Here is a 21,441-nt window from a genome sequence, read left to right on the forward strand (position 1 = left end):
GGCGACCCACCGGTGCCCCTCACCGCAACAAACTCGAGGCATCTCCCACTCGGTAGTGGACGTACGTCTCCGCATAGATCCGCACTCGCCCGGCCAGGACGGAGCTGGGGATCACGAAGATGTCGCCTTCGCCGAGCACGATGAAGAACATGTCGATCGAATCCGGGTCGTACGGCATCTTCCCGGCGGACTTGTCGAGCACGTACGGACGTCGGCCGATCCCCACGCTCCAGTGGCCCTTGCCGTCGCGGGCTGCGCACGTCTTCACCTGCACTCGTTGGATGCCCTTGGTTGTCGTCACCAGCAGGTCGTACGCCTGGGGCTCGACCGGCAGCGCGACTTCACAACCACGCAAAGCGAACCAAGCCATAGCCAGGCCAGGCGCCGCAGTTCGCAGCATCTCCGGCCGCACAGGTTGATCGAACACCTCGCCTGTGAATGACGGCGGTTGCGACGGCTTCAGGGGTGTGCAATCCAGCCCCAGCCGGACAGCATGTCCCTTGATGCGGACCCGAGTCTCGGGGCTGTCGCCGATTCCGAGGCCGGCGAACACGTCCGCCCAGCAGGTCGACTCGCGCATCGCCGCACGCAGCTGCCGATCGACCGCGCGCCACGACGCGCTGTTCTGCACAGCTTCACAGAGATCCATATCGGTCCACGTCCGCCGCTGCCCTGTAGCGTTCATGGAGCACAACGTAAGGAGGGGCACCGACAGAATCGGTGCCCCTCCTGAGGGTCGGGCTGACAGGATTTGAACCTGCGGTCTTCTGGCCCCCAGCCAGACGCGTTACCAAACTACGCCACAGCCCGGCGCTCGCTCCTAGGAGCGAGCCGGGGTAAACCTTACCCCATTCGCGGGGGTGGTTCTTACCGGGTTGATTCAGCGTTTCTTGTTCTTCTGGCGGGCTCGGATCTGGACGTGGACGGGGCTGCCGACGAAGCCGAAGTCCTCGCGGAGGCGGCGCTCGATGAAGCGCTGGTACGACGGCTCGATCTGGCCGGAGGTGAAGATCGCGAACGTCGGCGGCATCGTCGTGGCCTGGGTGCCGAACAGGATCTTCGGCTGCTTGCCGGAGCGGACCGGGTGCGGGTGCGCCGCCACCAGCCGGCCGAGGAAGGCGTTCAGCTGGCCGGTCGGGACGCGGGTCTGCCAGCCCTCCAGCGCCGCCTCGATGGCCGGGACGAGCTTCTCCATGTGGCGGCCGGTCAGCGCGCTGATGTTCACCCGCGGTGCCCAGCGGAACTGCACCAGGTCGCGGTCGATCTCGCGCTCCAGGTAGTAGCGCCGGTCCTCGTCGACCAGGTCCCACTTGTTGTACGCGATCACGAGGGCCTTGCCGGCCTCCTCGACCGCGTTCATGATCCGGATGTCCTGCTCCGACATCGTCTCCGACGCGTCCACCACGACCACGACGACCTCGGCCCGCTCGATCGCCGCGTTGGTCCGCAGCGAGGCGTAGTACTCGTGGCCCTGGACGTTCTTCACCTTGCGCCGGATGCCGGCGGTGTCGATGAACCGCCACTCCTTGCCCGCCAGCGTGATCAGCTCGTCCACCGGGTCGACCGTCGTACCGGCGACGTCGCTGACGACGACCCGGTCCTCCTTGGCCACCTTGTTCAGCAGCGAGGACTTGCCCACGTTCGGCTTGCCGACGATCGCGATCCGGCGCGGTCCGCCGGCCTCGCCGTCCCGCTCCGGCGGCGCCTCGGGCAGCGCCGCGAGGACGGCGTCGAGCATGTCGCCGGTGCCGCGGCCGTGCATACCCGAGACCGGGAACGGCTCGCCGATGCCGAGGCTCCACAGGTTCATCGCCTCGGACTCGATCCGCTGGTCGTCGACCTTGTTCGCGGCCAGGACGACCGGCTTGCCGGACTTGCGCAGTACCCGGACGACCGCCTCGTCGGCGTCGGTGATTCCGACCGTCGCGTCCACCACGAACAGGACCGCGTCGGCAGCGTTGATGGCCACCTCGGCCTGGGCGGCGACCAGCGCGGCCATCCCGACCGCGTCCGGGTCCCAGCCGCCGGTGTCGACGACGGTGAAGCCGCGGCCGGCCCAGTTCGCGTCGTACGAGACGCGGTCGCGGGTGACACCCGGGGTGTCCTCGACGACGGCCTCACGGCGGCCGATGATGCGGTTCACCAGCGTGGACTTGCCCACGTTCGGCCGGCCGACGATCGCGAGCACCGGCAGCGGGCCGGTGTCCTCGCGCTCGTGCGTGGGCTCGGCGAAGTCGTAGCCGGTGGGCAGGTCACTCATCAGGGTCCTTCTTGTCTGGCCCGCCCGGGAGAGGGTGGCCGGTGGCTTCGACGGCCGCCTTCATATGGGCTCGCAGCACGTCGCCGATCTGGTCGGCAACCGCTCGTACGTCGGAGTGCCTCCGGGGAAATGGTACGCGGTCAACCGCGAACACCTCGCCATAGACGACATCGATGCGGCTCCCGGCCGGTGGGAAACCCTCCACGTCGCCGTGCGGCAGCCGGGTCCCGAGCAGCGCCACCGGCAGGATCGGCGCGCCCGTCACCATGGCCAGATACGCCACTCCGCCCCGGATCCGGCCGAAGTCGCCCGCGCCACGGGTCCCCTCGGGATAGATGTTCAGCACCCGGCCGTCCCGCAGTACCTGGATCGACTTCCGCACCGCGAGCGGGTCGTACGACGACCTGTCGACGGGGATCTGCCCGATCCGGCGCAGGAACCAGCCCTGAAGGCCACCGAACACCTCGATCTTGCCGAGCTGGTGCAGCATCCGGGGCGTGATCGCCCCGAGCAGCGGCGCGTCCAGCAGGCTGAGGTGGTTCGGGGTCATCAGCACCGGCCCGGTCAACGGGAACCGGTCCTCGTGGTGGACGGTCAACTTGTACTTGCGCTGGAAGTACGGTTTGGCGACCTTCCGCAGCGGCGACGCGAGCCGGTACGGCAACGGACGCAGGTCTGCGGTGCTGGGCAGCTCCAGGTGCCCGGTGACTTCGGCTGTCATGACTCCCGGTCGCGGCGCGCGGCCTCGGCCTCCTTCGCAAGCCGGCTGATCACGTCGATGACCTCCTCCAGGGACAGGTGCGTCGAGTCGATGGTGACCGCGCCGTCGGAGGCGACCTGGAACTCCGACACGGTCGCGTCGTCGGCGTCCCGGCGGACGATCTGGTCCCGGAGCTGCTCTGCTGTCACCGAACCGGCCGCCAGCTCGGCGCCCCGGCGCGCCATCCGGGCGTCCTGATCGGCGGTGAGCAGCACCTTCAGCTCGGCGTCGGTCGCGACCACGGTGGCGATGTCCCGGCCCTCGACCACGATCCCGCCGCTCGGCTGGGCGGCGTCGATGACGGCGCGCTGCCGCCGGATCAGCTCCTTGCGGACGTCGAGGTTGGTGGCGATCTTGGAGACCGTCTCGCTGATCCGCGGCTCGCGGATCGCGGCGGTCACGTCGGTGCCGTCGGCGATGACGAACTGCCGCGTGGGGTCGGTGCTGATCTCCAGCCGCAGCTCCCGCGCCCGCTCGGCGACCGCCGCGGTGTCGTCGAGATCCAGACCGTGCTCCATTGCCGACCACGTCACCGCGCGGTACGTCGCACCGGTGTCGAGAAAGCGCAACCCCAGCCGGCTGGCGACGCCGCGGGCGGTACTCGACTTGCCGGAGCCGCTCGGGCCGTCCACAGCGATGATCATGGGCCAGAGATTACCTGTGGCCGGGGACAACCTGGGCACCTACCGGTGCACGACCCAGCCCCGCTCGGTCAGTACGTCGACCAACTGGTCGACCGATCCCGGTTTGACCGCCAACTCGACCTCACCGACCGGGCGGCCGGGGCTGTGGTCGATCCGCAGGTCCTCGACGTTCGCACCGGACTCGGCGGCGTCGGCGAACAGCCGGGCCAGCTGTCCCGGCCGGTCCGGGATCGTGACCAGAACGGTGACGAGATCGATGTGCGGCGTACCGTGCTTGCCGGGTACGCGGACCGCGCCGGACACGCCCTGGCCGAGGATCGAGGTCAGCTCCTCGGCGGCCTCTTCCTTGCCCAGAGCAACGAGCACGCGGTCGAGTTCGCCGCGGATCTGCTCGAGCAGACCGGTCAGCGCGGTCGAGTTCGCGGACACGATCTGGGTCCACAGCTTCGGGTCGCCGGCCGCGATCCGGGTGACGTCACGGACACCTTGGCCCGACAGTTGCAGGTGTGAGCTCGGGGCGTCGGCCAGCGTCCCGGCAGCGAGCGCCGACATCAGATGCGGCAGGTGCGACACCCGGGCGACGGCGAGGTCGTGGTCCTCGACCGACAGCTCGACGGTCCGCGCGCCCGACGCCTCGGCCAGCCGCCGAACGAGCTCGACCGCCTCCGGAGCGCTGGTCTCGTGCGGAGTGATCGCCCAGGTCGCGCCGTCGAACAAGTCGGCGCGTCCGGCCAACGGGCCGTTCCGCTCCGACCCTGCCATCGGGTGGCTCCCGACGTACCGGCTGAGGTCCGTCGTGAGCTTGCGCGCGTCGGCCAGCGGCTTGGACTTCACGCTGGCCGCATCGGTAACGATCGCGTCGGTCTGCTCGAGCTGCTCCGCGATCACCGCACCGACATGATCCGGCGGTACGGCGACGACGACGAGCTGTGGCTCGATCTGGACCAGTCGCGAGCCGGCCCCGATCCGCTCGGCCATCAGCGCGCTGTCCGGGTTGGCGTCGACCAGCTCCACGACCACACCAAGCCGGGCCAACGCCAGGCCGATCGACGTACCGATCAGTCCGGTCCCTACGATCCGGACCGGACCCCGAAGCTCACTCATCGGTCACTGGGCGCCCGTCAGATCCGGGCGGAGCGCGACGGCGCCGTGCAGGTAGACATGCTGGATCTTCTCCCGCGACCGCGAGGTCTCGGTGTGCACCATCATCCGGACCACCCGCGGCAGCGCGTGCGGTACCGCGATCTCCTGCATGCACATCAGCGGTACGTCGGTCAGGCCGATCTGCCGGCCCGCCACCGCCGGGAACTCCGAGTGCAGGTCCGGCGTGACGGTGAACAGGATGCTGATCAGATCCTCGTTCTCCAGATCGTTCGCCTCCAGGACCGCCCGCACCAGCTCGGCGGACCGCTCGAGCAGATGCTCGCGCTCGTCCACGTCGAGCTGGGTGGCACCCCGGATCGCCCGTACCGCCACGTGTCCGCCTCCTCGCTCAGGTGTTTCCTGTCTGTCTCAACACTAGGCCAGAGCCGCCACAGAGTGGACAGCCGTCTCGGATTCCGCGCTCCGGCAGGCCCTGCGCGTCAGCCGCTCCGGGCCGCCTCCAGCAGCCGCCGAGCCACCGGAAGCAGCCCGGCCGCGCGAACCGGCGCGAGCGGATCGGACAGCTGCCGTCGACGCCGGAACGTGCCCGGCGGTTCGCCGTACGCGAGGGAGAAGCGGCGGGAGAAGTGGTACGGATTGCTGTAGCCGCCGTCGGACGCGATCTCCGCGATCGTCGCGTTGGTGCGCAGCAGAGCGGTCGCCGCGCGGGCCAGCCGGATCAGATCCAGCGCGTACGCCGGTCCGCAGTCGTACCGCTCCCGGAAGAGCCGGTGCAGGTGCCCGGCCGACAGGTTCGCCGCGGCGGCCAACTCGGCGACGGAAATGATCCGCGGCCCGCGCGTGGCCCACACGGTCGCGACGTGGTCGACCATGCGCCGAACGCCATCCGGCAGCTCGTCATGCGACGGGCCGACCGGAGCACTGACGAAGACCTCGAGCATCGTCGCGACGAGCCGGTCGCTGTGTCCCGGAACCGACTCCGGCACGCCGGTCAGGTCCAGCAGATAGGTGCACAGTTCGTCGAGCAGCCCCGGATCGGACCTCGATCGCACCGAGGGCCAACTCGACGGAGCGCCGAGTCCGCCGAAGTCCTCGATCTGGAAGTGCACGTAGGCGTGCCGCGACCAGTGATCACAGTCCCAGATATAGGAGTCCCGGTTGCCGCGCCGGGCCAACGCCACCGTTCCGGGGCGCAACTCCTCCTCCACCGTCGCTTGGTGGACCCCGGCGTCGTCGTACAGCTCGGTCCGCCAGAGCGCCGAACCGTGCAGAAGCCAGAGCAGTTCGAAGTTCGGCAACCAGCGCGGACCGTACGTCGCCCCGGGCGCATAGTCCGCGACCTGGACCACGGAGTTCACGCTGATCACCGGTGGTCGCGATGTCACGAACAGATAGTAGAGCGCGCGCCGGCGACATTGGCCGGCCCACCGTGCTCTGAGACTGTGAAGCCGGTCATCGCCAACCCCAGGCCGGATGGAGCGCCAGATGCAGCCTGTCACCGCCGTACGCCGGTTCACCGAGGTCACCGACGAGTTGATCGGGTCGTTCCAGCGCGACGGCTTCGTCGTCCTCGACCAGGCCCTTCCACCCGACCAGGTCGCCGCGCTCCACACAGCGGCCGAGCGCCTGTGCCGCGGTGACCTCGGGGCCGTCGAAGGCAGCCCGAGCACGGAGCCGGGTGACGATGTCGTGCGCAAGTACCTGTGCATTCACCAGCCCCACAAGGTGTCCGACGTGGCCCTGGCCGCGTTGCACGCACCGCGCGTGGTGACGGCACTGACCGCGCTGATCGGGCCGAACGTGAAGGCGATGCAGTCGATGCTGTTCATCAAGTCCGAAGGCAAGCCGGGCCAGGCCTGGCACCAGGACGAATTCTTCATCCCGACCAGGGACCGCTCGCTGACCGCGGTGTGGATCGCGCTCGACGACGCCACCGTGGAGAACGGCTGCCTGTGGGTGCTGCCGGGCTCGCACCGCCGCGGCGTCATCTATCCCGATCGCGAGCAGGACGATCTCCGCTTCGACTGCACGGTGGAGTTGTTCGACTTCCCCTACACCGACGACGACGCCGTACCGGTCGAGGTGCCGGCGGGTTCGGCGGTGATCTTCAACGGCTACCTGCTGCACCGATCACTACCGAACACCACCCGGCGCGGACTCCGCCGGGCCCTCGCCAACCACTACATGAGCGCGGAGTCGCTGCTCCCCTGGCAGTCCGTGCCGTCGGGAGTCCATGTCGGCAAGCACGACTACCGCGACATCGTGATGGTGGCCGGGACCGACCCGTACGCCTACAAGGGCATCGACGACATCGCCCGCCCGCACTCGCGCGCCGACAAGGACGGCGGCTGCGACCGCTAGGAGGTCTGCGCCTCGGCGGCGTCGACGGCCTGCTCCAGAAGAAGGGCGATCGTCATCGGACCGACCCCGCCCGGGACCGGTGTGATCAGGCTCGCCACCTCGGCCGCGGCGGCGAAGTCGACGTCCCCGACGTTGCCCTCGTTGTAGCCCGCGTCGACGACGACCGCGCCGGGCTTGAGCCAGTCGCCCTGGACGAAGTTCGGCCGGCCGACCGCGGCCACCACGATGTCCGCGGTCCGGACGATCGCGGGCAGGTCGGTGGTCCGGGAGTGCGTGTAGGTCACGGTCGCGTTCGATGCCAGCAGCAACATCCCGGCCGGCTTGCCGAGAATCGGGCTGCGGCCGATCACCACCGCGTGCGCTCCAGCGATCGGTACGTCGTACGCCTCCAGCAGGCGCATGATCCCGCCGGGCGTCGCGGACCGGAAGCCGGGCTCACCGAACGCCATCGCACCGAACGACCGCGTGGTCACACCGTCGACGTCCTTGGCCGGGTCGATCGCCTCGAACGCGGCCCGCTCGTCGATCTGCGCGGGCACCGGGTGCTGCAGCAGGATCCCGTGCACCGCCGGGTCCTGGGACAGCTTCGTCAGCTCCGCGACCAGTTCCTCGGTCGTCGTCTCCGCGGGCAGTACGACGCTCCGCGACCCGATGCCGGCCTTCTTCGACCGGTTCTGCTTCATCCGCACGTACGTCGCGGACGCGGGATCGTCACCGACCAGCACGGTGGCCAGACACGGCTGGACCCCGGTCCGCTCCTGCAGTGCACGGGCCCGGTCGGCCGCCTTCGCCACCATCTCGGCGGCGAGGTCGGTACCGGTCATCAGAGTGGCAGTCATGGCGCGCGCTCCCTTGGGCGTCGACATCAGGTCAAGTGCCCAGGCGCGCGGCTCGGCCGGATCCTCCGGCGGACCGTTCCCCGGTGGTCGTCCACCTCAGCGCCAGTCGCGGTCCACCGCTCAGGATACCCGGCCACCCTCCGTCGCCTCGGTCAGGAAGGTCTCGATGACAGGGTCACCGAGTTGGGGATGGGTCTTGGAGTGTGGGAGGCGGGTGTCGCGGATCGTCTTGGCCTGGGTGACCAGGTGGTCGATCTGGTCCCGGGTCGTGGCGGCGTCCGAGCTGTTGCCTTCGGCCACTGCTTCGAGGTGCCGGAGGGACTCGCGCAACGCTTGCGCCCAGAGGAAGGTCGCATCGAGCCAGGCGCCGGCCTCGTCGGCGAACGACGGGTCGGACACACCGGCGCGGATCCGGGCCGGAGCGTTCTCGATCGCCTCGAGATACGGCTCGAGCTGCGCGATGGCCCCGGCCAGGTCGCCTGCCTTCCAGGTCTTCCAGAACGCGGCCGTCTGCGCGGCCAGGACCGGCGCGTTCACCAGATGCAGCCGGCCGTCGTAGGTGGTGAGGTCGGTGAAGACCTCCAGCGCCGCGATCGTCTCGGCGTCTCCCCCGGCCCGCTCGGCGAGCGCGCGGTGCCACGAGGCCTGCTCGTCGTACGTCGCCGGGTTCCAGCCGAACTCGGCGAACGAGTAGAGCGCGATCTTGCTGGCCCCGGCCTGGTTCATCGGGTTCGAGATCACGCCGACGACCTGGTCGGCGAGGCCGGGCTCGCGCCCGCTGTAGGCCGCGAGCAGGATCCGGGCGGCCGCGTAGTCGTTGACCGGGTAGTTGTCCCAGATCAGGATGTCGTGCCCGAACACGGCCTTCGCCTCGGCCGCTTGTGCGCTCGTGATCGTCTCCGGTACGACGCCGATCCCGGTCCAGTGGACGATCACGGCGCTGTCGAGCTGCTCCCGCAGCGCCTGCTTGTACGGCGTCTCGTCGACGTTGTAGTACTCGGTCGGGACCATCTGCAGCGGGGCGAGGTCCGGCTTGGTCGCGACCCACTCGCGCTGGATCCGGTTCAGCAACTCGCTCTGCGCACGCCCGGCCCCGCCACCGCCGGCGCCGTACTTCTCCTCGTCCTCGGCGCTGTGCCACTTCTCGTACTCGATGTCGTCCAGGGCCACGTTGAACGCGCGCGCACCCAGTGCGTACAGGGCCTCGAACTTGGCGATCAGCGCCTGGAAGTCGCTGTCGTCGGTGTAGCGGATCGACAGGCCGGGTGACAGCGCGAAGGTGAAGTCGACCTTGTTCCGCACCGCGCGCTGGACCAGCTCGCCGAGCTCGGCCAGCTTGCCGGCCGGGTACGGGTCGCGCCACTGCTCGCGGTGGTACGGGTCGTCCTTCGGCGCGTACTCGTAGGTGTTCATCCGGTGCGTGCCGAGGTAGTCCAGATGGTCGAGCCGGTCCGCGTGCGACCACGGCGTACCGTAGAAGCCTTCGATCGAGCCGCGGTACCGCATCGTCGGCCAGTCGCGGATCTCGACGCCCTCCACATGGTTGCCCTCGACAAGCTGTGCGAAGGTCTGCGCGGCGTAGAACGTGCCGCGCTGATCGACACCGGCCAGGACGACCTGGTTGTCGCCGACGGCAACAACGTACCCCTCGGGCGGCAACCCCTCGGCAGCCGCGTTCGTGCCTCCGAGTCGCACAGTGACAGCAGAATCGCCGTCGGTGATCGTCTGTACGCCGGCCCGTGCCAGCGTCTCGCGGACCACACGCTCGGCATCCGCGTCCGTCGTCGGGCCGGGCACCAGCCCGACGGTGTCGCCGAGGTCGAAGCCGTCGTCGCGGAAGGTGGTCTGCTGAGGCTCAGGCGTCATTGCCCTACTACAGCAGTCCGGCGTGATCCAGCGCTAGATAGGCCGCGTCGACTCCGGTCATCGCACCTGGCGTGCGCAGCTCGGCACGGAACGCGTCGACAGAGAGCTCGACCGGAACACAGTCCTCGGTCTCGTCCAGCGACTGTTTGCCGTCCGGGCGGCAGCCGCGCGCGATCGCGATGTACTTCCGGTACGTCGACGACGCCGAGGACCACTGCCAGCCGACCAGGTCGAGCGTCTCGCAGGTGTACCCGGTCTCCTCCTCGAGCTCCCGCGCACCGGCCAGCGCCGGGTCCTCCCCCGGCTCGACCAGCCCACCGGGCAGGTTCGTCACGATCCGGTCGGGACCGGCCCGGAACATCCGGATCGTCACGATCCGTCCCTCCGGCGTCAACGGCAGCACCGTGACTCCGGCGCTGATCCCGGCGTCGGACTTCGGGCCGAACACGTCCCACTCGACCTCACGCCCGTCCGGCAGCCGGTACCGCCGCAACTTCACCGTCAGGAACCGGTGGAAGCCCAGCTCCTCACCCACCAACTCCCAGGCCGTCGGGTCACCGGGCCGAGACAGTTCAGCCGCCGCGGAGTCCGCAGCGGCTGAACGCCATTCCGGCTCGCTCACAGCGGCCGGTCGTCGTCCGGCTCCTCCGGTGGAGCGATCGGTACGTCGTCCGCCGGCGGGGCGACCGGGGCGTCGTCGGACGAGGAGGATGCCGTGCTGTCCTCCGCGGCCGGGGTGTCCTCGCTCGGCGTGCCGTCGGCCGCCGGCTTCGCGTCCTCGGCCGGGCGTGACTCGGACAGGATGCGCTCCAGCGTCTCCACGGAGATCCGCTTGAACTTGCGCATCTGGGTCCGGGTCCGGTCCAGGACCGCGACCTCGATCTGGTCCGACGTCAACTGCCGGACCTCGGTGCCGTCGTGGCCCAGCGCGTCCACTGCCAGCCGGAGCGCACCCGCCAGCGAGATGCCCTCCTGGTAGTGCTCACCGACGTAGTCCGCGACCTGCTCGGCCGGACCGCCCATCACGGCGTAACCGCGGACGTCCGCGATCGAGCCGTCGTAGGTGAGCCGGTAGATCTGGTCCTCGGCCGCGCTGCCGCCGATCTCGGCGACCAGGATCTCCACCTCGAGCGGCTTCTCACCGCCGGAGGAGAAGATCGCGCCGAGGGTCTGCGCGTAGGCGTTGGCCAGCGCCCGGCCGGTGACGTCACGCCGGTCGTAGGAGTACCCGCGCATGTCGGCCAGCCGGACGCCGGCGATCCGCAGGTTCTCGAACTCGTTGTACCGGCCGACGGCGGCGAACGCCATCTTGTCGTAGATCTCGGCCACCTTGTGCAGCGCGGGCGAGCGGTTCTCCGCGACGAACAGGATGCCGTCGGCGTACTGCAGTGCGATCGCGCTGCGGCCCTTGGCGATGCCCTTGCGGGCGAAGTCGGCCCGGTCCCGCATCAACTGCTCGGGCGAGACGTAGAACGGAACGCTCATCGAAGGTGTCGTCCTCTATCGGTCGATGGGTATCAGGTCAGGTCAGGGAGGCCGAGGCCGGGCCGTCGGGGCGCTGGTGCCGCTCGGCCCAGACGCGGTCGACGATCGCGGCCACCTCGTCCTCGGGCAGCCGTTTGTAGCCGTCCGCCGTGACCACGCCGACCACCGGGAAGATCCGCCGCAGCATGTCCGGGCCACCGGTCGCCGAGTCGTCGTCAGCGGCGTCGATCAGGGACTGGATCACCACCGTCACGCAGTCGGTCGCGGACAGGTCCTCGCGGTACAGCTTCTTCAGCGCGCCGCGGGCGAACAGCGAGCCCGAGCCGACACTGTGGAAGTGGGTCTCCTCGTAGCGCCCGCCGGTCGGGTCGTAGGAGAAGATCCGGCCGCCCTCGATGTCCTCGTCGTAGCCCGCGAACAGCGGCACCACGGCCAGGCCCTGCATCGCCATCGCCAGGTTGCCCCGGATCAGCGCGCTCAGCCGGTTGGACTTGCCGTCCAGGCTGAGGGTGGCGCCCTCGAGCTTCTCGTAGTGCTCCAGCTCGACCTGGAACAGCCGGACCATCTCGATCCCGAAGCCGGCCGAGCCCGCGAACGCGACCGCGGAGTACTCGTCGGCGGGGAACACCTTCTCGATGTCACGCTGGGCGATGATGTTGCCCATCGTGGCCCGCCGGTCGCCGGCCATCACGACGCCACCGGGGAAGGTGGCCGCGACGATCGTCGTACCGTGCGGGACGTCGTGGGAGAAGTCGGCCGACCCCAGGCTGCGCCGTCCAGGCAACAGGTCGGGCGCGTGCCCGGCCAGGAAGTCCATGAACGACGAGCCACCTGGGATCAGGAAGGCTTCCGGCAACCGGCCGGAGGCATCAAAAGTCATCGAGCGGTTCACTCCCCACCCTTTTGCACGAATCCGCGGACGAACTCCTCGGCGTTCTCCTCGAGCACCTCGTCGATCTCGTCCAGGATCGAATCGACGTCCTCGTCGAGCCGTTCCTTGCGCTCCTGGACGTCCTCGGACGCCTCGACCTGCTCGACCTCTTCCTCGGTCGACGAACGCTTCGGCTGCTTGTGCTGCTGACCGCCGTCCTTCGCCATGACACACCTCCTAGAACCGCTGGGAGGGTCGCCCAACCGACCCTCAATAGCGACCCTACCCGGCGGCGCCCCCAGTAATGGTGCGAACCAGGTCACTCGCGGTGTCGCATTGGTCAAGAAGTGCCCCGACATGCGCCTTCGTGCCGCGCAGCGGGTCCAGTGTCGGGATCCGCTGCAGCGACTCCTTGCCGGGCAGATCGAAGATCACCGAGTCCCAGGAGGCGGCCGCGACCTGCGGCGCGTACTGCTGCATGCACCGGCCGCGGAAGTACGCCCGCGTGTCGGTCGGCGGGTGCGAGACCGCCATCCGGATCTCCTCGTCGGTGACGAGCCGCTGCATCCGGCCGGCCTTCACCAATTTGTAGTAAAGCCCCTTGTCCGGGCGCAGGTCGGCGTACTGCAGGTCGACCAGGTGCAGCTTCGGGTCGTCCCACTCCAGGCCGTCGCGGTCGCGGTAGGACTGGAGCAGCTTGTACTTCGCCACCCAGTCGAGCTGGTCGGCCAGCTTCATCGGGTCGATGGCCAGCTGGTCCAGGATCTGCTCCCAGCGGTGCAGCACGTCCTTGGTCTGCCGGTCCGCGTCGTCGCCGTACTTGTCCTCGACGTACTTGCGGGCCTGCTCCAGGTACTCCGTCTGCAGCTGGACGGCGGTCAGCTTGCGGCCGTCCTTCAGCGTCATCAGGTGCGTACAGGTGGGGTCGTGGCTGACCTCGTGCAGCGCGGTGACCGGACGGTCCACGCTCAGGTCGTCGGTCAGCCAGCCGTCCTCGATCATCGCCAGGACCAGCGAGGCGGTGCCGACCTTCAGGTACGTCGAGATCTCGGACAGGTTCGCGTCGCCGATGATCACGTGCAACCGGCGGTACCGGTCCGGATTCGCGTGCGGCTCGTCGCGGGTGTTGATGATCGGGCGCTTCAGCGTCGTCTCCAGGCCGACCTCGACCTCGAAGTAGTCGGCCCGCTGGCTGATCTGGAAACCGTTCGCGGCGCCGTCCTGGCCGATCCCGACGCGGCCGGCGCCGGTGACCACCTGACGGCTCACGAAGAACGGCGTCAGATGCCGCACGATCGACGCGAACGGCGTGGACCGGCGCATCAGGTAGTTCTCGTGCGAGCCGTACGACGCGCCCTTGTTGTCGACGTTGTTCTTGTACAGGTTCAGCGGCGGGGCGCCGGGGATCTGCCGGGCCTGCCGCGCGCCCTCCATGATCACCAGTTCGCCGGCCTTGTCCCAGACCACCACGTCGCGCGGATTGGTCGTCTCGGGCGCCGAGTACTCCGGGTGGGCGTGGTCGACGTACAGCCTCGCGCCGTTGGTGAGGATCACGTTCGCCAGCCCGGTCTCCTCGTCGGTGAGCTGGCTGGAATCGGCCACCTCCCGGCTCAGGTCGAAGCCGCGCGCGTCCCGCAGCGGGTGCTCCTCGTCGAAGTCCCATCGGGTCTTGCGTGCGAGCGGCTGGGTTTGCGCGTAGCCGTTCACCACCTGGCTCGAGGTCAGCATCGGGTTCGCCCCGGGCTGGCCTGGTACCGAGATCCCGAACTCTGTCTCGGTTCCCATGATCCGCCGAACACTCATGCGAACGAGCCTACGCGGTGTCCGCGACGAAATCCGTTGCTGTGTCCACAGGGTTACGTGTGAGACTTCGCGGGTGGACGAAATGGTGGCCATTCTGGACGACGACAACGTGGTCATCGACGCACGGCCGCGGTCGGAGATGCGACGGCACAACCTGCGACACTCCGCGACCGGCGTACTCGTCCGGAATCCGGCCGGTGAGATCTACGTGCATCGCCGTACGCCGACCAAGGATCTCTACCCGAGCCGGTACGACTTCTCGGCCGGTGGCGTCGTCGCGGCCGGCGAGGATCCGTACGACGCCGTGGTCCGGGAGTTGGCCGAGGAGTTGGGGATCACCGGCGCCGAACTGACCCGGCTGCCGGAGGACGACTTCGCCGACGACCACACGAGGTACCACGCGTACCTGTACACATGCGTCTGGGACGGCCCGGTGAAGCACCAGCCAGAGGAGGTCGAGTGGGGAGCGTGGATGTCCCCGGCCGACCTCGTCGCTCGGCTGGACGACCCGGAGTGGTCGTTCATGCCCGACACGGAAGCGCTGCTCGGTCCCCTCGTCCGCGGCCTGCCTGGTGTGACCGTCAGCGAAGGCTGGGACAGCGACGCCTGGATCGACGGTCCGTGGATCCACCGCTCACCACGCCGCCCGGCGGTCGAACCCCGTCTCCTGGCCGAGGTCACACTCATGCCTTGGCTGGCCCCACAGCTCCCATTACCCGTCCCAGTGCCCGAGCGGACACCGGACGGCGTACGCCACCTCCTGGTCCCTGGCACGCCCTTTGAGGACGGCGGCATGGCCATGGGCCGCAAGCTCGGCGAGTTCCTGACGGCGCTGCACTCTGTGGACCCCGACGAAGCAGTCGAACACGGTGTCCTCGACGCGGCGACCGCCGCTGCCGAGAAGGCGATCGCCCTCGACGAATTCCGGGACCAGATCGTGCCACTACTGCCCGCGGAGCTGCGGCCGAAGGCTCTGGACCTGGTCGACCGCGTCGCCCGGCACCGGAGCAGTCTGATCCACTGCGACTTCGGTCCGGACCACATCCTGGTCGCCGACGGCCGGGTCACCGGTGTCATCGACTGGACCGACGCGGTCATCGGTGATCCCGCCCTCGACCTGGCGTGGATTCTCGACGGCGCTCCGAGCGCGGTGGCAGCCGGCGCGGCCGAGACGTACGACATCACCCCCGAGCTTCGCGAGCGCGCCAGGGACTGGGCTCGCCTCTCGCCCTGGTACGGCGTCCACCGCGGCCTGCTGCTGGGATCTGCCTGACGACGTCGAGAACGGGCTCAGAGACATCGTCTCCGGGCTCTGAGGGCCGGTCAGCGGGAGTTGCGGCGGCCGATGGTGCGGGCGAAGTTGATGGCGACCAGGCCGGCCCACGAGACGATGAGGCCACGCAGACCGAGCATGTCGGCCGAGATGGCGGTGATCGGGATGGCCACGCTGACCGACACGATCGCCAGCGCCAAACCGCCGGGGTCCGTCTCGCGGGGCTTCAGGCCGGCGATCTCCAGGCCCTGATCCTGCTGGTGGCGCGCGGCGTCCCTGGCGTCGAGCCTCTCAAGGAAGCTGTCGATGATCTCGGCTTCGTACTCCGGCCCCAGCTCCTGCCGGGCCGCCACCGCCGCGCGCAGGTCCTTGCGCATCTCGTCCGCCGTCATACCTCCCAAGTTAGGCCCGCCCGAGCCCCGGCCGAATCAGGGGAAACCCCGGCCTCACCCTTCAGCCTGTGCCCGGACATCCGGTGGGCGATCGCGGCGGCCTCGATCCGGTTGGCCGCGCCGAGTTTCTGCAGGATGTGCGACACGTGGACGCCGACCGTCCGGACGCTGATCACCAGCGTCGCCGCGATCTCGCGGTCGGTGCTGCCGCGGGACAGCAGGCTCAACACCTCGGCCTCGCGTGCTGTCAGGCCGAGAACCTCGTCAAGACCTCCGGTGGGTTCGGCCTCGGTCGGTGGGGTCGCGATCCGCAGGCGGGCCAGTTCGCCGAGCAGCTCGAGCTCTCGCTGCAACGGCTGCGCACCGATCCGGACCGCAACCTCGTACGCCGAGCGGGCCGGAATGCTCGCCTCGGCCCGCGACCCTCCGGCCGTGACCAAGGCCTCCGCTTGGCGCCACTGGCAGTAGGCGGTGAGCGGTGCACGCTCCAGGCGTGCCCAGCGGTCCGCGGCGTCGGCCCACGTTTCAGGACTGGCGACGCCCCGGGTGCGCTCGTACTCGGCCTCCGCCAACCCCAGCCAGGCGCCACTGATCGGCGTCACTGGCGCGGCGTCCTCGGCAGCACGACGGGCGACCGCGATCAGTTGATCAGCGTGGTCGAGCACCCTCCGCTCCGCGTCGGCATCGCGTCGGGTCCTGGCCACCGCGGCGAGGTCAGCCTGTGCCCGCAACCCCTTCGCACAGAACCACACCCGAAGCTGTGCGGCCCCGACAGACCCCAACGATTCCAAGGCCGCGTTCGTGTGATCCGCGGCGTCGGCCCACCGCCGCTCCCACAGCGCGAGTTCAGCCAGATAGACGTCGTAAATACCCAGCCCACGGTCCGGGCGCAGCGTCTCGAGCGCGGCGTCGAGGTGCTCCCGAGCCGCGGCGAAGTCCCCGCGGCCGACCTCGAGATCGGCTCGGAGCATCAGCAGCATGTACGGGAAGCTCGCCATCGTCGACCGCAGCGCGGCAGTGCTCAGCGCATCGGCCTCGTCCCACTCGCCCAGCGCGAGCAGCGCCTCGATCAGATTCGAGACCAGTACGGCGCTGTTGATGCCGTACCGGTGGATCGCCTCCAGACCCTCGCGGCCGACCTGGACGGACTCTCGTAGCCGACCGAGCATCGTCAGGGCATCGGTCATATTGACGTAGACCCGATCCTGCCCGATCCGATCGCCGATCTCCTCGGCCAGCCGCAGCGCCTCGCCGAGGTCCGACAGGCCCTCCTCCGTCCTGCCCAGATAGACGAGGTCGGCGCCACGCACGGTCAGCGCCCGAACCAGAGCCGCGCCGGCACCGGCGTCACGCGCGAGCGCCAACGCCTCCTCGGCCAGCCGTGCGGATGCCGCGTGGCGCCAGGCGACCATCAGGCCGCCGGCGAGTGAGGCGACCACGTATGCCCGATCCTGCAACGGCTCGGCCGGTGCGAGCTCGACCGCCCGCTCGAGCGCCGCGAGTCCGGACAGGTCGCTGCCGATCTGGTGGAGGTACTCACCCAGGCGTACCTGCAGCAGCGCCGCCCGTCGCCGATCGCGGACTCCGGCCAGGTCGATCGCTTGCCGGGCAAGCTCGACCGCCCGGGGCGCCTCGCCGGTCTCGCCGGCGAGCACGGCGGCCCAGGAACAGATACCGCCCAGATCGGACCCAGCGAGCTCGGCCGCGTTCGCCACCGCCGGCCAGAGCGAGATCGCTCTTTCCAGATGGGCACGCGCCTCCGCGAGACCGGCGACGGACACGGCCTCGTGGGCGGCGGCGACCGACGCGGCCAGCGCCTCGGCCGCGCGCCCTGCGGCTGCCCAGTGCGGTGCCAGCTCGGCCGGCCCGGCGGCGCCAGAGCGCGCGAGTTCCTCGGCGAGGCGTTCGTGAATCTCCTCGCGCTCCCCCGGCAGCAGGGTCGCGTACACCGCCTCGGCCAGCAACGCATGCCGAAACCGAAAGCTGCTCGTCGCCGGCTCGGCGACCAGCACACCGTGCTCGACCGCCTGCCGCAGCGCCGCGCGAACGTCCTGCTCGGGCATCACGGCCACCGCTCGCAGCAGCGAGTATCCGACCTCCCGGCCTGCGGCCGAAGCCGTCCGGACGACCGCCCGGGCCCGCTGGTCGAGCCGGTCGACCCGCTGCAGCAAGAGCTCACGCAGGCCACGCGGCAGACCACCGTCGCCGGCCGCGGCGATCAGTTCCTGCGCGAAGAACGGGTTGCCCTCGGACCGGACCACGATCGCCTCAGCGATGGCAGCGGCCCGTGGCGGGACGGCGAACGCCGCGACAAGTGCGGCCAGGTCGTCGCGGTCGAGCGGACCGAGGTCCACGAGCAGAGCCGATCCCGAACGCCGTACTCCGTTGGCGAGCCGGAGCATGCGCTCGGCCGACGAACGCTCGTCCGCGCGGTAGGTCCCGACCAGCAGCACCGGCCGGTCGTCGACGTACTGCGCGAGGTACACCACGAGATCGAGCGTGGAGGTGTCCGCCCAGTGCAGGTCCTCGAGGACGAGCAGCACCGGCGCGGACTCCGCCCGCTCCGTCAGCACACCCAGGATGTGCTCGAAGACACGGAACTGCTGGCCGTCTGCCCGAGGGAGGTCACCGACCGGACGCAGCGCCTGCGCGAACGGCTGGTACGGCAACTCGGTCCCGACCAGGTCGATCGAGCGTCCGAGCAGGACCTCGAAGCCGGCGTCCCGGGCGCGTGCGGCCAGCTCGGACGTCAGCCGGGTCTTACCGATGCCGGCCTCGCCCGCGATCAGGACGGTCCCTCCGCGGAAGGCCCGGGCAGCGTCCAGCGCGCCCTCGAGAGCCTCGAGTTCGCGGGCGCGCCCGACGAACACATCGTCGCTCGGGCCGGCCTTCATCTCGTCAGTATCACGCCGCCGTCGTCGCCACGGAACGCGTTCCCAGGCATCAGTGCCGGCCGGATACGTAGGCGGCGGGCCAGGGATACGTACCTCGTTCCCGATGCCGTCCTCGCACCCGCCCGGTGACGATCGAGTCGACCGAACGAACCAAGGAGGGGACATGACTGCAGTCATCGAGCAGCCGACGATCCACACTGTGCGCGGCGGTGGCGGTCTGCGCCTGCACGTCCGCGAATGGGGCCGGCTGGACGGGCCGGCGATCGTGTTCATCCACGGCCTGTCGCAGAGCCATCTGTGCTGGCAGAAGCAGTACGAGAGCGCGCTGGCCGGACAGTTCCGGCTCGTCGCGTACGACCTGCGCGGTCACGGCATGTCAGAGGCGCCACTGGAGCAGGAGCACTACACCGACGCACGCCTGTGGGCCGACGATCTCGCCGCGGTCATCGAGCAGTTGCGCCTCGACCGGCCGGTCGTGGTCGGTTGGTCGTACGGCGCGTTCGTCATCTGCGACTACGTGCGAGCCTACGGCGAGGACCGGATCGGCGGGATCGACTTCGTCGGCGGCACGGTCCGGCTCGGTCCGGCGGCGTTCGGCACACTGATCGGCCCCGGCTTCCTGGACAACTTCCCCGACCTGATCGCCGACGACCTGCCGACCAACATCCGTGGGGCGCGCGGTCTGATCAGGGCCTTCCCGGCCACCCCGTTCACGGCCGACGACACGGAACTGCTGCTCGCGGCGAGTATGACCGTCCCGGCCCGGATCCGCGCCAACCTGGGTACCCGCGAGATCGACGAGGACGACGTACTGCGGACCCTCACGGTGCCGCTGGTGGTCACCCACGGCCGGGCCGACACTGTGGTGCTCCCGGCGATGGCAGAACACGTGCTGGCGACCTGCCCGACCGCCGAGGCCGCCTGGTACGACGGAGTCGGCCACACCGTGCATCTGGAGCAGCCCGACCACTTCAACCGTGAGCTCGCCGACCTGACCCGCCGCGTCGCGTTGTCCTGAGCCTCGTTCCTGCCACGAACGGACGACCGCCCCTGGACGGCGTGTCCAGGGGCGGTCGTCGTACGACGTTGTCCTACAGGTACTGACCGGTGTTGGTGGCCGTGTCGATGGAGCGGCCGGGCTCGGTGCCCTGCTTGCCGGAGATGAGCGTCCGGATGTAGACGATCCGCTCGCCCTTCTTGCCGGAGATGCGGGCCCAGTCGTCCGGGTTGGTCGTGTTCGGAAGGTCCTCGTTCTCTTTGAACTCGTCCACGCACGCCTGCAGCAGGTGCTGCACCCGCAGACCCTTCTGGTTCTCGTCCAGGAAGGCCTTGATCGCCATCTTCTTGGCCCGGTCGACGATGTTCTGGATCATCGCGCCCGAGTTGAAGTCCTTGAAGTACAGGACCTCCTTGTCACCGTTGGCGTAGGTGACCTCGAGGAACCGGTTCTCGTCGGCCTCGGTGTACATCCGCTCGACGGTGCGCTGGATCATCCCGTTCACGCACTCCGCCTTGTCGCCGCCGAACTCGGTCAGGTCGTCGGTGTGCAGCGGCAGGGTGGTGGTCAGGTACTTCGAGAAGATGTCCCGGGCCGCCTCGGCGTCCGGGCGCTCGATCTTGATCTTCACGTCCAGCCGGCCGGGTCGCAGGATGGCCGGGTCGATCATGTCCTCACGGTTCGAGGCACCGATGACCAGGACGTTCTCCAGGCCCTCGACACCGTCGATCTCGCTCAGCAACTGCGGGACGATGGTGTTCTCGACATCGGAGGAGACACCACTTCCGCGGGTGCGGAACAGCGAGTCCATCTCGTCGAAGAACACGATCACCGGCATGCCCTCGGAGGCCTTCTCACGGGCCCGCTGGAAGACCAGCCGGATGTGCCGCTCGGTCTCGCCGACGTACTTGTTCAGCAGCTCCGGGCCCTTGATGTTGAGAAAGAAGGACTTCTGCCCGTCCACCCCGGTCCGCTCGGCCACCTTCTTCGCCAGCGAGTTGGCCACCGCCTTCGCGATCAGGGTCTTGCCACAGCCCGGCGGGCCGTACAGCAGGACGCCCTTCGGCGGCTTCAGCTCGTGCTCGAGGAACAGGTCCTTGTGCAGGTACGGCAGCTCGACCGCGTCCCGGATCTGCTCGATCTGACCGGACAGGCCACCGATCTGCGTGTAGTCGATGTCCGGCACCTCTTCGAGGATCAGCTCCTCGACCTCGGACTTCGGGATCTTCTCGTAGACGTAGCCGGAGCGTGGCTCCAGCAGCAGCGAGTCACCGGCCCGCAGGGCGATGTCGAGCAGCGGCGAGGCGAGCCGGACGACCCGTTCCTCGTCGGCCTGCGCGATCACCAGCGCCCGCTCGCCGTCGGCGAGCAGTTCCTTGAGCATCACCACGTCGCCGACGACCTCGAAATCGCAGGCCTCGACCACGTTCAGCGCCTCGTTCAGCATCAGCTCCTGGCCGAGCTTCAGCCCGTCCAGGTCGACCGAGGGGCTGGCCGCGACCCGGAGCTTGCGGCCTCCGGTGAACACGTCCAGCGTGTCGTCGTCATTGCGGCCGAGGAAGGTGCCGAAACCGGACGGCGGTTGGGCCAGCCGGTCGACCTCCTCCTTCAGGGCGATGATCTTCTCTCGCGCCTCCCGCAGCGTCTCTGCCAGCCGCTCGTTCTGAGCGGTGACACTCGCCAAGGAGGCCTGGGTTTCGGACAGCCTGCTCTCGAGCGACCGGCTGTCAGCCGGGTGCTCCAGCAACCGACGCCGCAACGCTGCGACCTCGGCTTCCAGGTAACGGACCTGGTTACGCAGCTCTGCCGCGGTAGGACTCTCGTCTCCAGCCACGATCATCACCTCACCATGTGGGGCTCGACCTTATGGACCTTACCCAGAAAACGTCGCT

General features: G+C 69.3%; 20 protein-coding genes, 1 tRNA gene and 1 riboswitch. Of the genes, 3 read left to right on the forward strand and 18 right to left on the reverse strand.

Going from position 1 to position 21,441, the window contains the following annotated elements:
• Window positions 1-19: 19 nt before the first annotated feature.
• The 8 genes from ACGFH6_RS28875 to ACGFH6_RS28910 form a co-directional block, all read right to left on the reverse strand.
• Entirely contained in the window at window positions 20-685 is a 666-nt protein-coding gene (locus ACGFH6_RS28875) for a group I intron-associated PD-(D/E)XK endonuclease (RefSeq protein WP_393390196.1), read from the reverse strand.
• A gap of 51 nt (window positions 686-736) precedes the next feature.
• Window positions 737-810: transfer RNA gene (locus tag ACGFH6_RS28880), tRNA-Pro, on the reverse strand.
• Between the two features lie 70 nt (window positions 811-880).
• Window positions 881-2,260, reverse strand: coding sequence for a ribosome biogenesis GTPase Der (gene der / locus ACGFH6_RS28885; protein ID WP_393390199.1), 1,380 nt, complete (start codon window positions 2,258-2,260; stop codon window positions 881-883).
• Window positions 2,253-2,981 carry a lysophospholipid acyltransferase family protein gene (locus ACGFH6_RS28890; RefSeq protein ID WP_393390202.1) on the reverse strand — a complete coding sequence of 243 codons (729 nt, stop codon included), beginning with the start codon at window positions 2,979-2,981 and terminating at the stop codon, window positions 2,253-2,255. Before ACGFH6_RS28890 ends, der begins: the two co-directional genes overlap by 8 nt.
• Window positions 2,978-3,664: a (d)CMP kinase gene (gene cmk, locus ACGFH6_RS28895; RefSeq protein WP_393390205.1), complete on the reverse strand. Its 687-nt coding sequence runs from the start codon at window positions 3,662-3,664 to the stop codon at window positions 2,978-2,980. The genes ACGFH6_RS28890 and cmk overlap by 4 nt, the downstream gene beginning before the upstream one ends.
• 39 nt (window positions 3,665-3,703) lie before the next feature.
• A complete protein-coding gene (locus ACGFH6_RS28900; protein ID WP_393390208.1) occupies window positions 3,704-4,768 on the reverse strand; it encodes a prephenate dehydrogenase in 1,065 nt (354 codons plus the stop codon).
• A gap of 3 nt (window positions 4,769-4,771) precedes the next feature.
• Window positions 4,772-5,140 (reverse strand): chorismate mutase, encoded by a 369-nt coding sequence (gene aroH / locus ACGFH6_RS28905; RefSeq protein WP_393390211.1) that lies wholly within the window; start codon window positions 5,138-5,140, stop codon window positions 4,772-4,774.
• Between the two features lie 107 nt (window positions 5,141-5,247).
• Window positions 5,248-6,153: a helix-turn-helix domain-containing protein gene (locus ACGFH6_RS28910; RefSeq protein WP_393390214.1), complete on the reverse strand. Its 906-nt coding sequence runs from the start codon at window positions 6,151-6,153 to the stop codon at window positions 5,248-5,250.
• A 100-nt stretch (window positions 6,154-6,253) separates the two neighbouring features.
• Here ACGFH6_RS28910 and ACGFH6_RS28915 point away from each other — a divergent pair, with 100 nt between their 5' ends.
• Window positions 6,254-7,129 (forward strand): phytanoyl-CoA dioxygenase family protein, encoded by an 876-nt coding sequence (locus ACGFH6_RS28915; RefSeq protein WP_393390217.1) that lies wholly within the window; start codon window positions 6,254-6,256, stop codon window positions 7,127-7,129.
• Here ACGFH6_RS28915 and ACGFH6_RS28920 read toward each other — a convergent pair.
• The 7 genes from ACGFH6_RS28920 to dop all read right to left on the reverse strand — a co-directional run bounded on the left by ACGFH6_RS28920 (window position 7,126) and on the right by dop (window position 13,993).
• Window positions 7,126-7,968, reverse strand: a complete 843-nt coding sequence (locus ACGFH6_RS28920; RefSeq protein ID WP_393390220.1) for a bifunctional 5,10-methylenetetrahydrofolate dehydrogenase/5,10-methenyltetrahydrofolate cyclohydrolase — start codon at window positions 7,966-7,968, stop codon at window positions 7,126-7,128. The two genes, ACGFH6_RS28915 and ACGFH6_RS28920, sit on opposite strands and share 4 nt — an antisense overlap.
• A 30-nt stretch (window positions 7,969-7,998) precedes the next feature.
• Window positions 7,999-8,088, reverse strand: a riboswitch (ZMP/ZTP riboswitch).
• Window positions 8,089-9,834 carry a beta-N-acetylglucosaminidase domain-containing protein gene (locus tag ACGFH6_RS28925; RefSeq protein ID WP_393390223.1) on the reverse strand — a complete coding sequence of 582 codons (1,746 nt, stop codon included), beginning with the start codon at window positions 9,832-9,834 and terminating at the stop codon, window positions 8,089-8,091.
• Window positions 9,835-9,841: 7 nt separating this feature from the next.
• Entirely contained in the window at window positions 9,842-10,369 is a 528-nt protein-coding gene (locus ACGFH6_RS28930) for an NUDIX hydrolase (protein WP_393390225.1), read from the reverse strand.
• Window positions 10,370-10,452: 83 nt separating this feature from the next.
• Window positions 10,453-11,319: a proteasome subunit alpha gene (prcA, locus tag ACGFH6_RS28935; RefSeq protein WP_393390228.1), complete on the reverse strand. Its 867-nt coding sequence runs from the start codon at window positions 11,317-11,319 to the stop codon at window positions 10,453-10,455.
• Between the two features lie 37 nt (window positions 11,320-11,356).
• Window positions 11,357-12,199, reverse strand: a complete 843-nt coding sequence (gene prcB / locus ACGFH6_RS28940) for a proteasome subunit beta (RefSeq protein WP_393390231.1) — start codon at window positions 12,197-12,199, stop codon at window positions 11,357-11,359.
• 8 nt (window positions 12,200-12,207) lie between these two features.
• Window positions 12,208-12,417, reverse strand: a complete 210-nt coding sequence (locus ACGFH6_RS28945) for a ubiquitin-like protein Pup (protein WP_130448384.1) — start codon at window positions 12,415-12,417, stop codon at window positions 12,208-12,210.
• 55 nt (window positions 12,418-12,472) lie between these two features.
• A complete protein-coding gene (dop, locus tag ACGFH6_RS28950; protein WP_393390235.1) occupies window positions 12,473-13,993 on the reverse strand; it encodes a depupylase/deamidase Dop in 1,521 nt (506 codons plus the stop codon).
• An 82-nt stretch (window positions 13,994-14,075) separates the two neighbouring features.
• Between dop and ACGFH6_RS28955 the strand changes: the two genes are divergently transcribed.
• Window positions 14,076-15,266: a phosphotransferase gene (locus tag ACGFH6_RS28955; RefSeq protein WP_393390564.1), complete on the forward strand. Its 1,191-nt coding sequence runs from the start codon at window positions 14,076-14,078 to the stop codon at window positions 15,264-15,266.
• 50 nt (window positions 15,267-15,316) lie between these two features.
• Here ACGFH6_RS28955 and ACGFH6_RS28960 read toward each other — a convergent pair whose 3' ends face one another.
• Both ACGFH6_RS28960 and ACGFH6_RS28965 read right to left on the reverse strand, forming a co-directional pair.
• A complete protein-coding gene (locus tag ACGFH6_RS28960; protein WP_393390238.1) occupies window positions 15,317-15,658 on the reverse strand; it encodes a hypothetical protein in 342 nt (113 codons plus the stop codon).
• A complete protein-coding gene (locus tag ACGFH6_RS28965) occupies window positions 15,655-18,552 on the reverse strand; it encodes a helix-turn-helix transcriptional regulator (protein WP_393390241.1) in 2,898 nt (965 codons plus the stop codon). Before ACGFH6_RS28965 ends, ACGFH6_RS28960 begins: the two co-directional genes overlap by 4 nt.
• 163 nt (window positions 18,553-18,715) lie before the next feature.
• Here ACGFH6_RS28965 and ACGFH6_RS28970 point away from each other — a divergent pair, with 163 nt between their 5' ends.
• On the forward strand, window positions 18,716-19,570 hold the full coding sequence (locus ACGFH6_RS28970; protein WP_393390244.1) for an alpha/beta fold hydrolase: 855 nt from the start codon (window positions 18,716-18,718) through the stop codon (window positions 19,568-19,570).
• Window positions 19,571-19,643: 73 nt separating this feature from the next.
• On the opposite strand, the gene arc is transcribed toward ACGFH6_RS28970, so the two are convergent.
• A complete protein-coding gene (gene arc, locus ACGFH6_RS28975) occupies window positions 19,644-21,389 on the reverse strand; it encodes a proteasome ATPase (protein WP_393390247.1) in 1,746 nt (581 codons plus the stop codon).
• Window positions 21,390-21,441 lie beyond the last annotated feature (52 nt).

It is taken from the genome of Kribbella sp. NPDC049227 (assembly GCF_043197265.1).
Lineage (GTDB): Bacteria > Actinomycetota > Actinomycetes > Propionibacteriales > Kribbellaceae > Kribbella.

What these genes read in the sequence shown, in the direction of transcription:
- ACGFH6_RS28875 (WP_393390196.1), bottom strand. Translation starts at nt 685, where the DNA reads ATGAACGCTACAGGGCAGCGGCGGACGTGGACCGATATGGATCTCTGT.
- der (WP_393390199.1), bottom strand. Translation starts at nt 2,260, where the DNA reads ATGAGTGACCTGCCCACCGGCTACGACTTCGCCGAGCCCACGCACGAG.
- ACGFH6_RS28890 (WP_393390202.1), bottom strand. Translation starts at nt 2,981, where the DNA reads ATGACAGCCGAAGTCACCGGGCACCTGGAGCTGCCCAGCACCGCAGAC.
- cmk (WP_393390205.1), bottom strand. Translation starts at nt 3,664, where the DNA reads ATGATCATCGCTGTGGACGGCCCGAGCGGCTCCGGCAAGTCGAGTACC.
- ACGFH6_RS28900 (WP_393390208.1), bottom strand. Translation starts at nt 4,768, where the DNA reads ATGAGTGAGCTTCGGGGTCCGGTCCGGATCGTAGGGACCGGACTGATC.
- ACGFH6_RS28915 (WP_393390217.1), top strand. Translation starts at nt 6,254, where the DNA reads ATGCAGCCTGTCACCGCCGTACGCCGGTTCACCGAGGTCACCGACGAG.
- ACGFH6_RS28920 (WP_393390220.1), bottom strand. Translation starts at nt 7,968, where the DNA reads ATGACTGCCACTCTGATGACCGGTACCGACCTCGCCGCCGAGATGGTG.
- ACGFH6_RS28925 (WP_393390223.1), bottom strand. Translation starts at nt 9,834, where the DNA reads ATGACGCCTGAGCCTCAGCAGACCACCTTCCGCGACGACGGCTTCGAC.
- prcA (WP_393390228.1), bottom strand. Translation starts at nt 11,319, where the DNA reads ATGAGCGTTCCGTTCTACGTCTCGCCCGAGCAGTTGATGCGGGACCGG.
- prcB (WP_393390231.1), bottom strand. Translation starts at nt 12,199, where the DNA reads ATGACTTTTGATGCCTCCGGCCGGTTGCCGGAAGCCTTCCTGATCCCA.
- ACGFH6_RS28945 (WP_130448384.1), bottom strand. Translation starts at nt 12,417, where the DNA reads ATGGCGAAGGACGGCGGTCAGCAGCACAAGCAGCCGAAGCGTTCGTCG.
- dop (WP_393390235.1), bottom strand. Translation starts at nt 13,993, where the DNA reads ATGAGTGTTCGGCGGATCATGGGAACCGAGACAGAGTTCGGGATCTCG.
- ACGFH6_RS28955 (WP_393390564.1), top strand. Translation starts at nt 14,076, where the DNA reads ATGGTGGCCATTCTGGACGACGACAACGTGGTCATCGACGCACGGCCG.
- ACGFH6_RS28960 (WP_393390238.1), bottom strand. Translation starts at nt 15,658, where the DNA reads ATGACGGCGGACGAGATGCGCAAGGACCTGCGCGCGGCGGTGGCGGCC.
- ACGFH6_RS28965 (WP_393390241.1), bottom strand. Translation starts at nt 18,552, where the DNA reads ATGAAGGCCGGCCCGAGCGACGATGTGTTCGTCGGGCGCGCCCGCGAA.
- ACGFH6_RS28970 (WP_393390244.1), top strand. Translation starts at nt 18,716, where the DNA reads ATGACTGCAGTCATCGAGCAGCCGACGATCCACACTGTGCGCGGCGGT.
- arc (WP_393390247.1), bottom strand. Translation starts at nt 21,389, where the DNA reads ATGATCGTGGCTGGAGACGAGAGTCCTACCGCGGCAGAGCTGCGTAAC.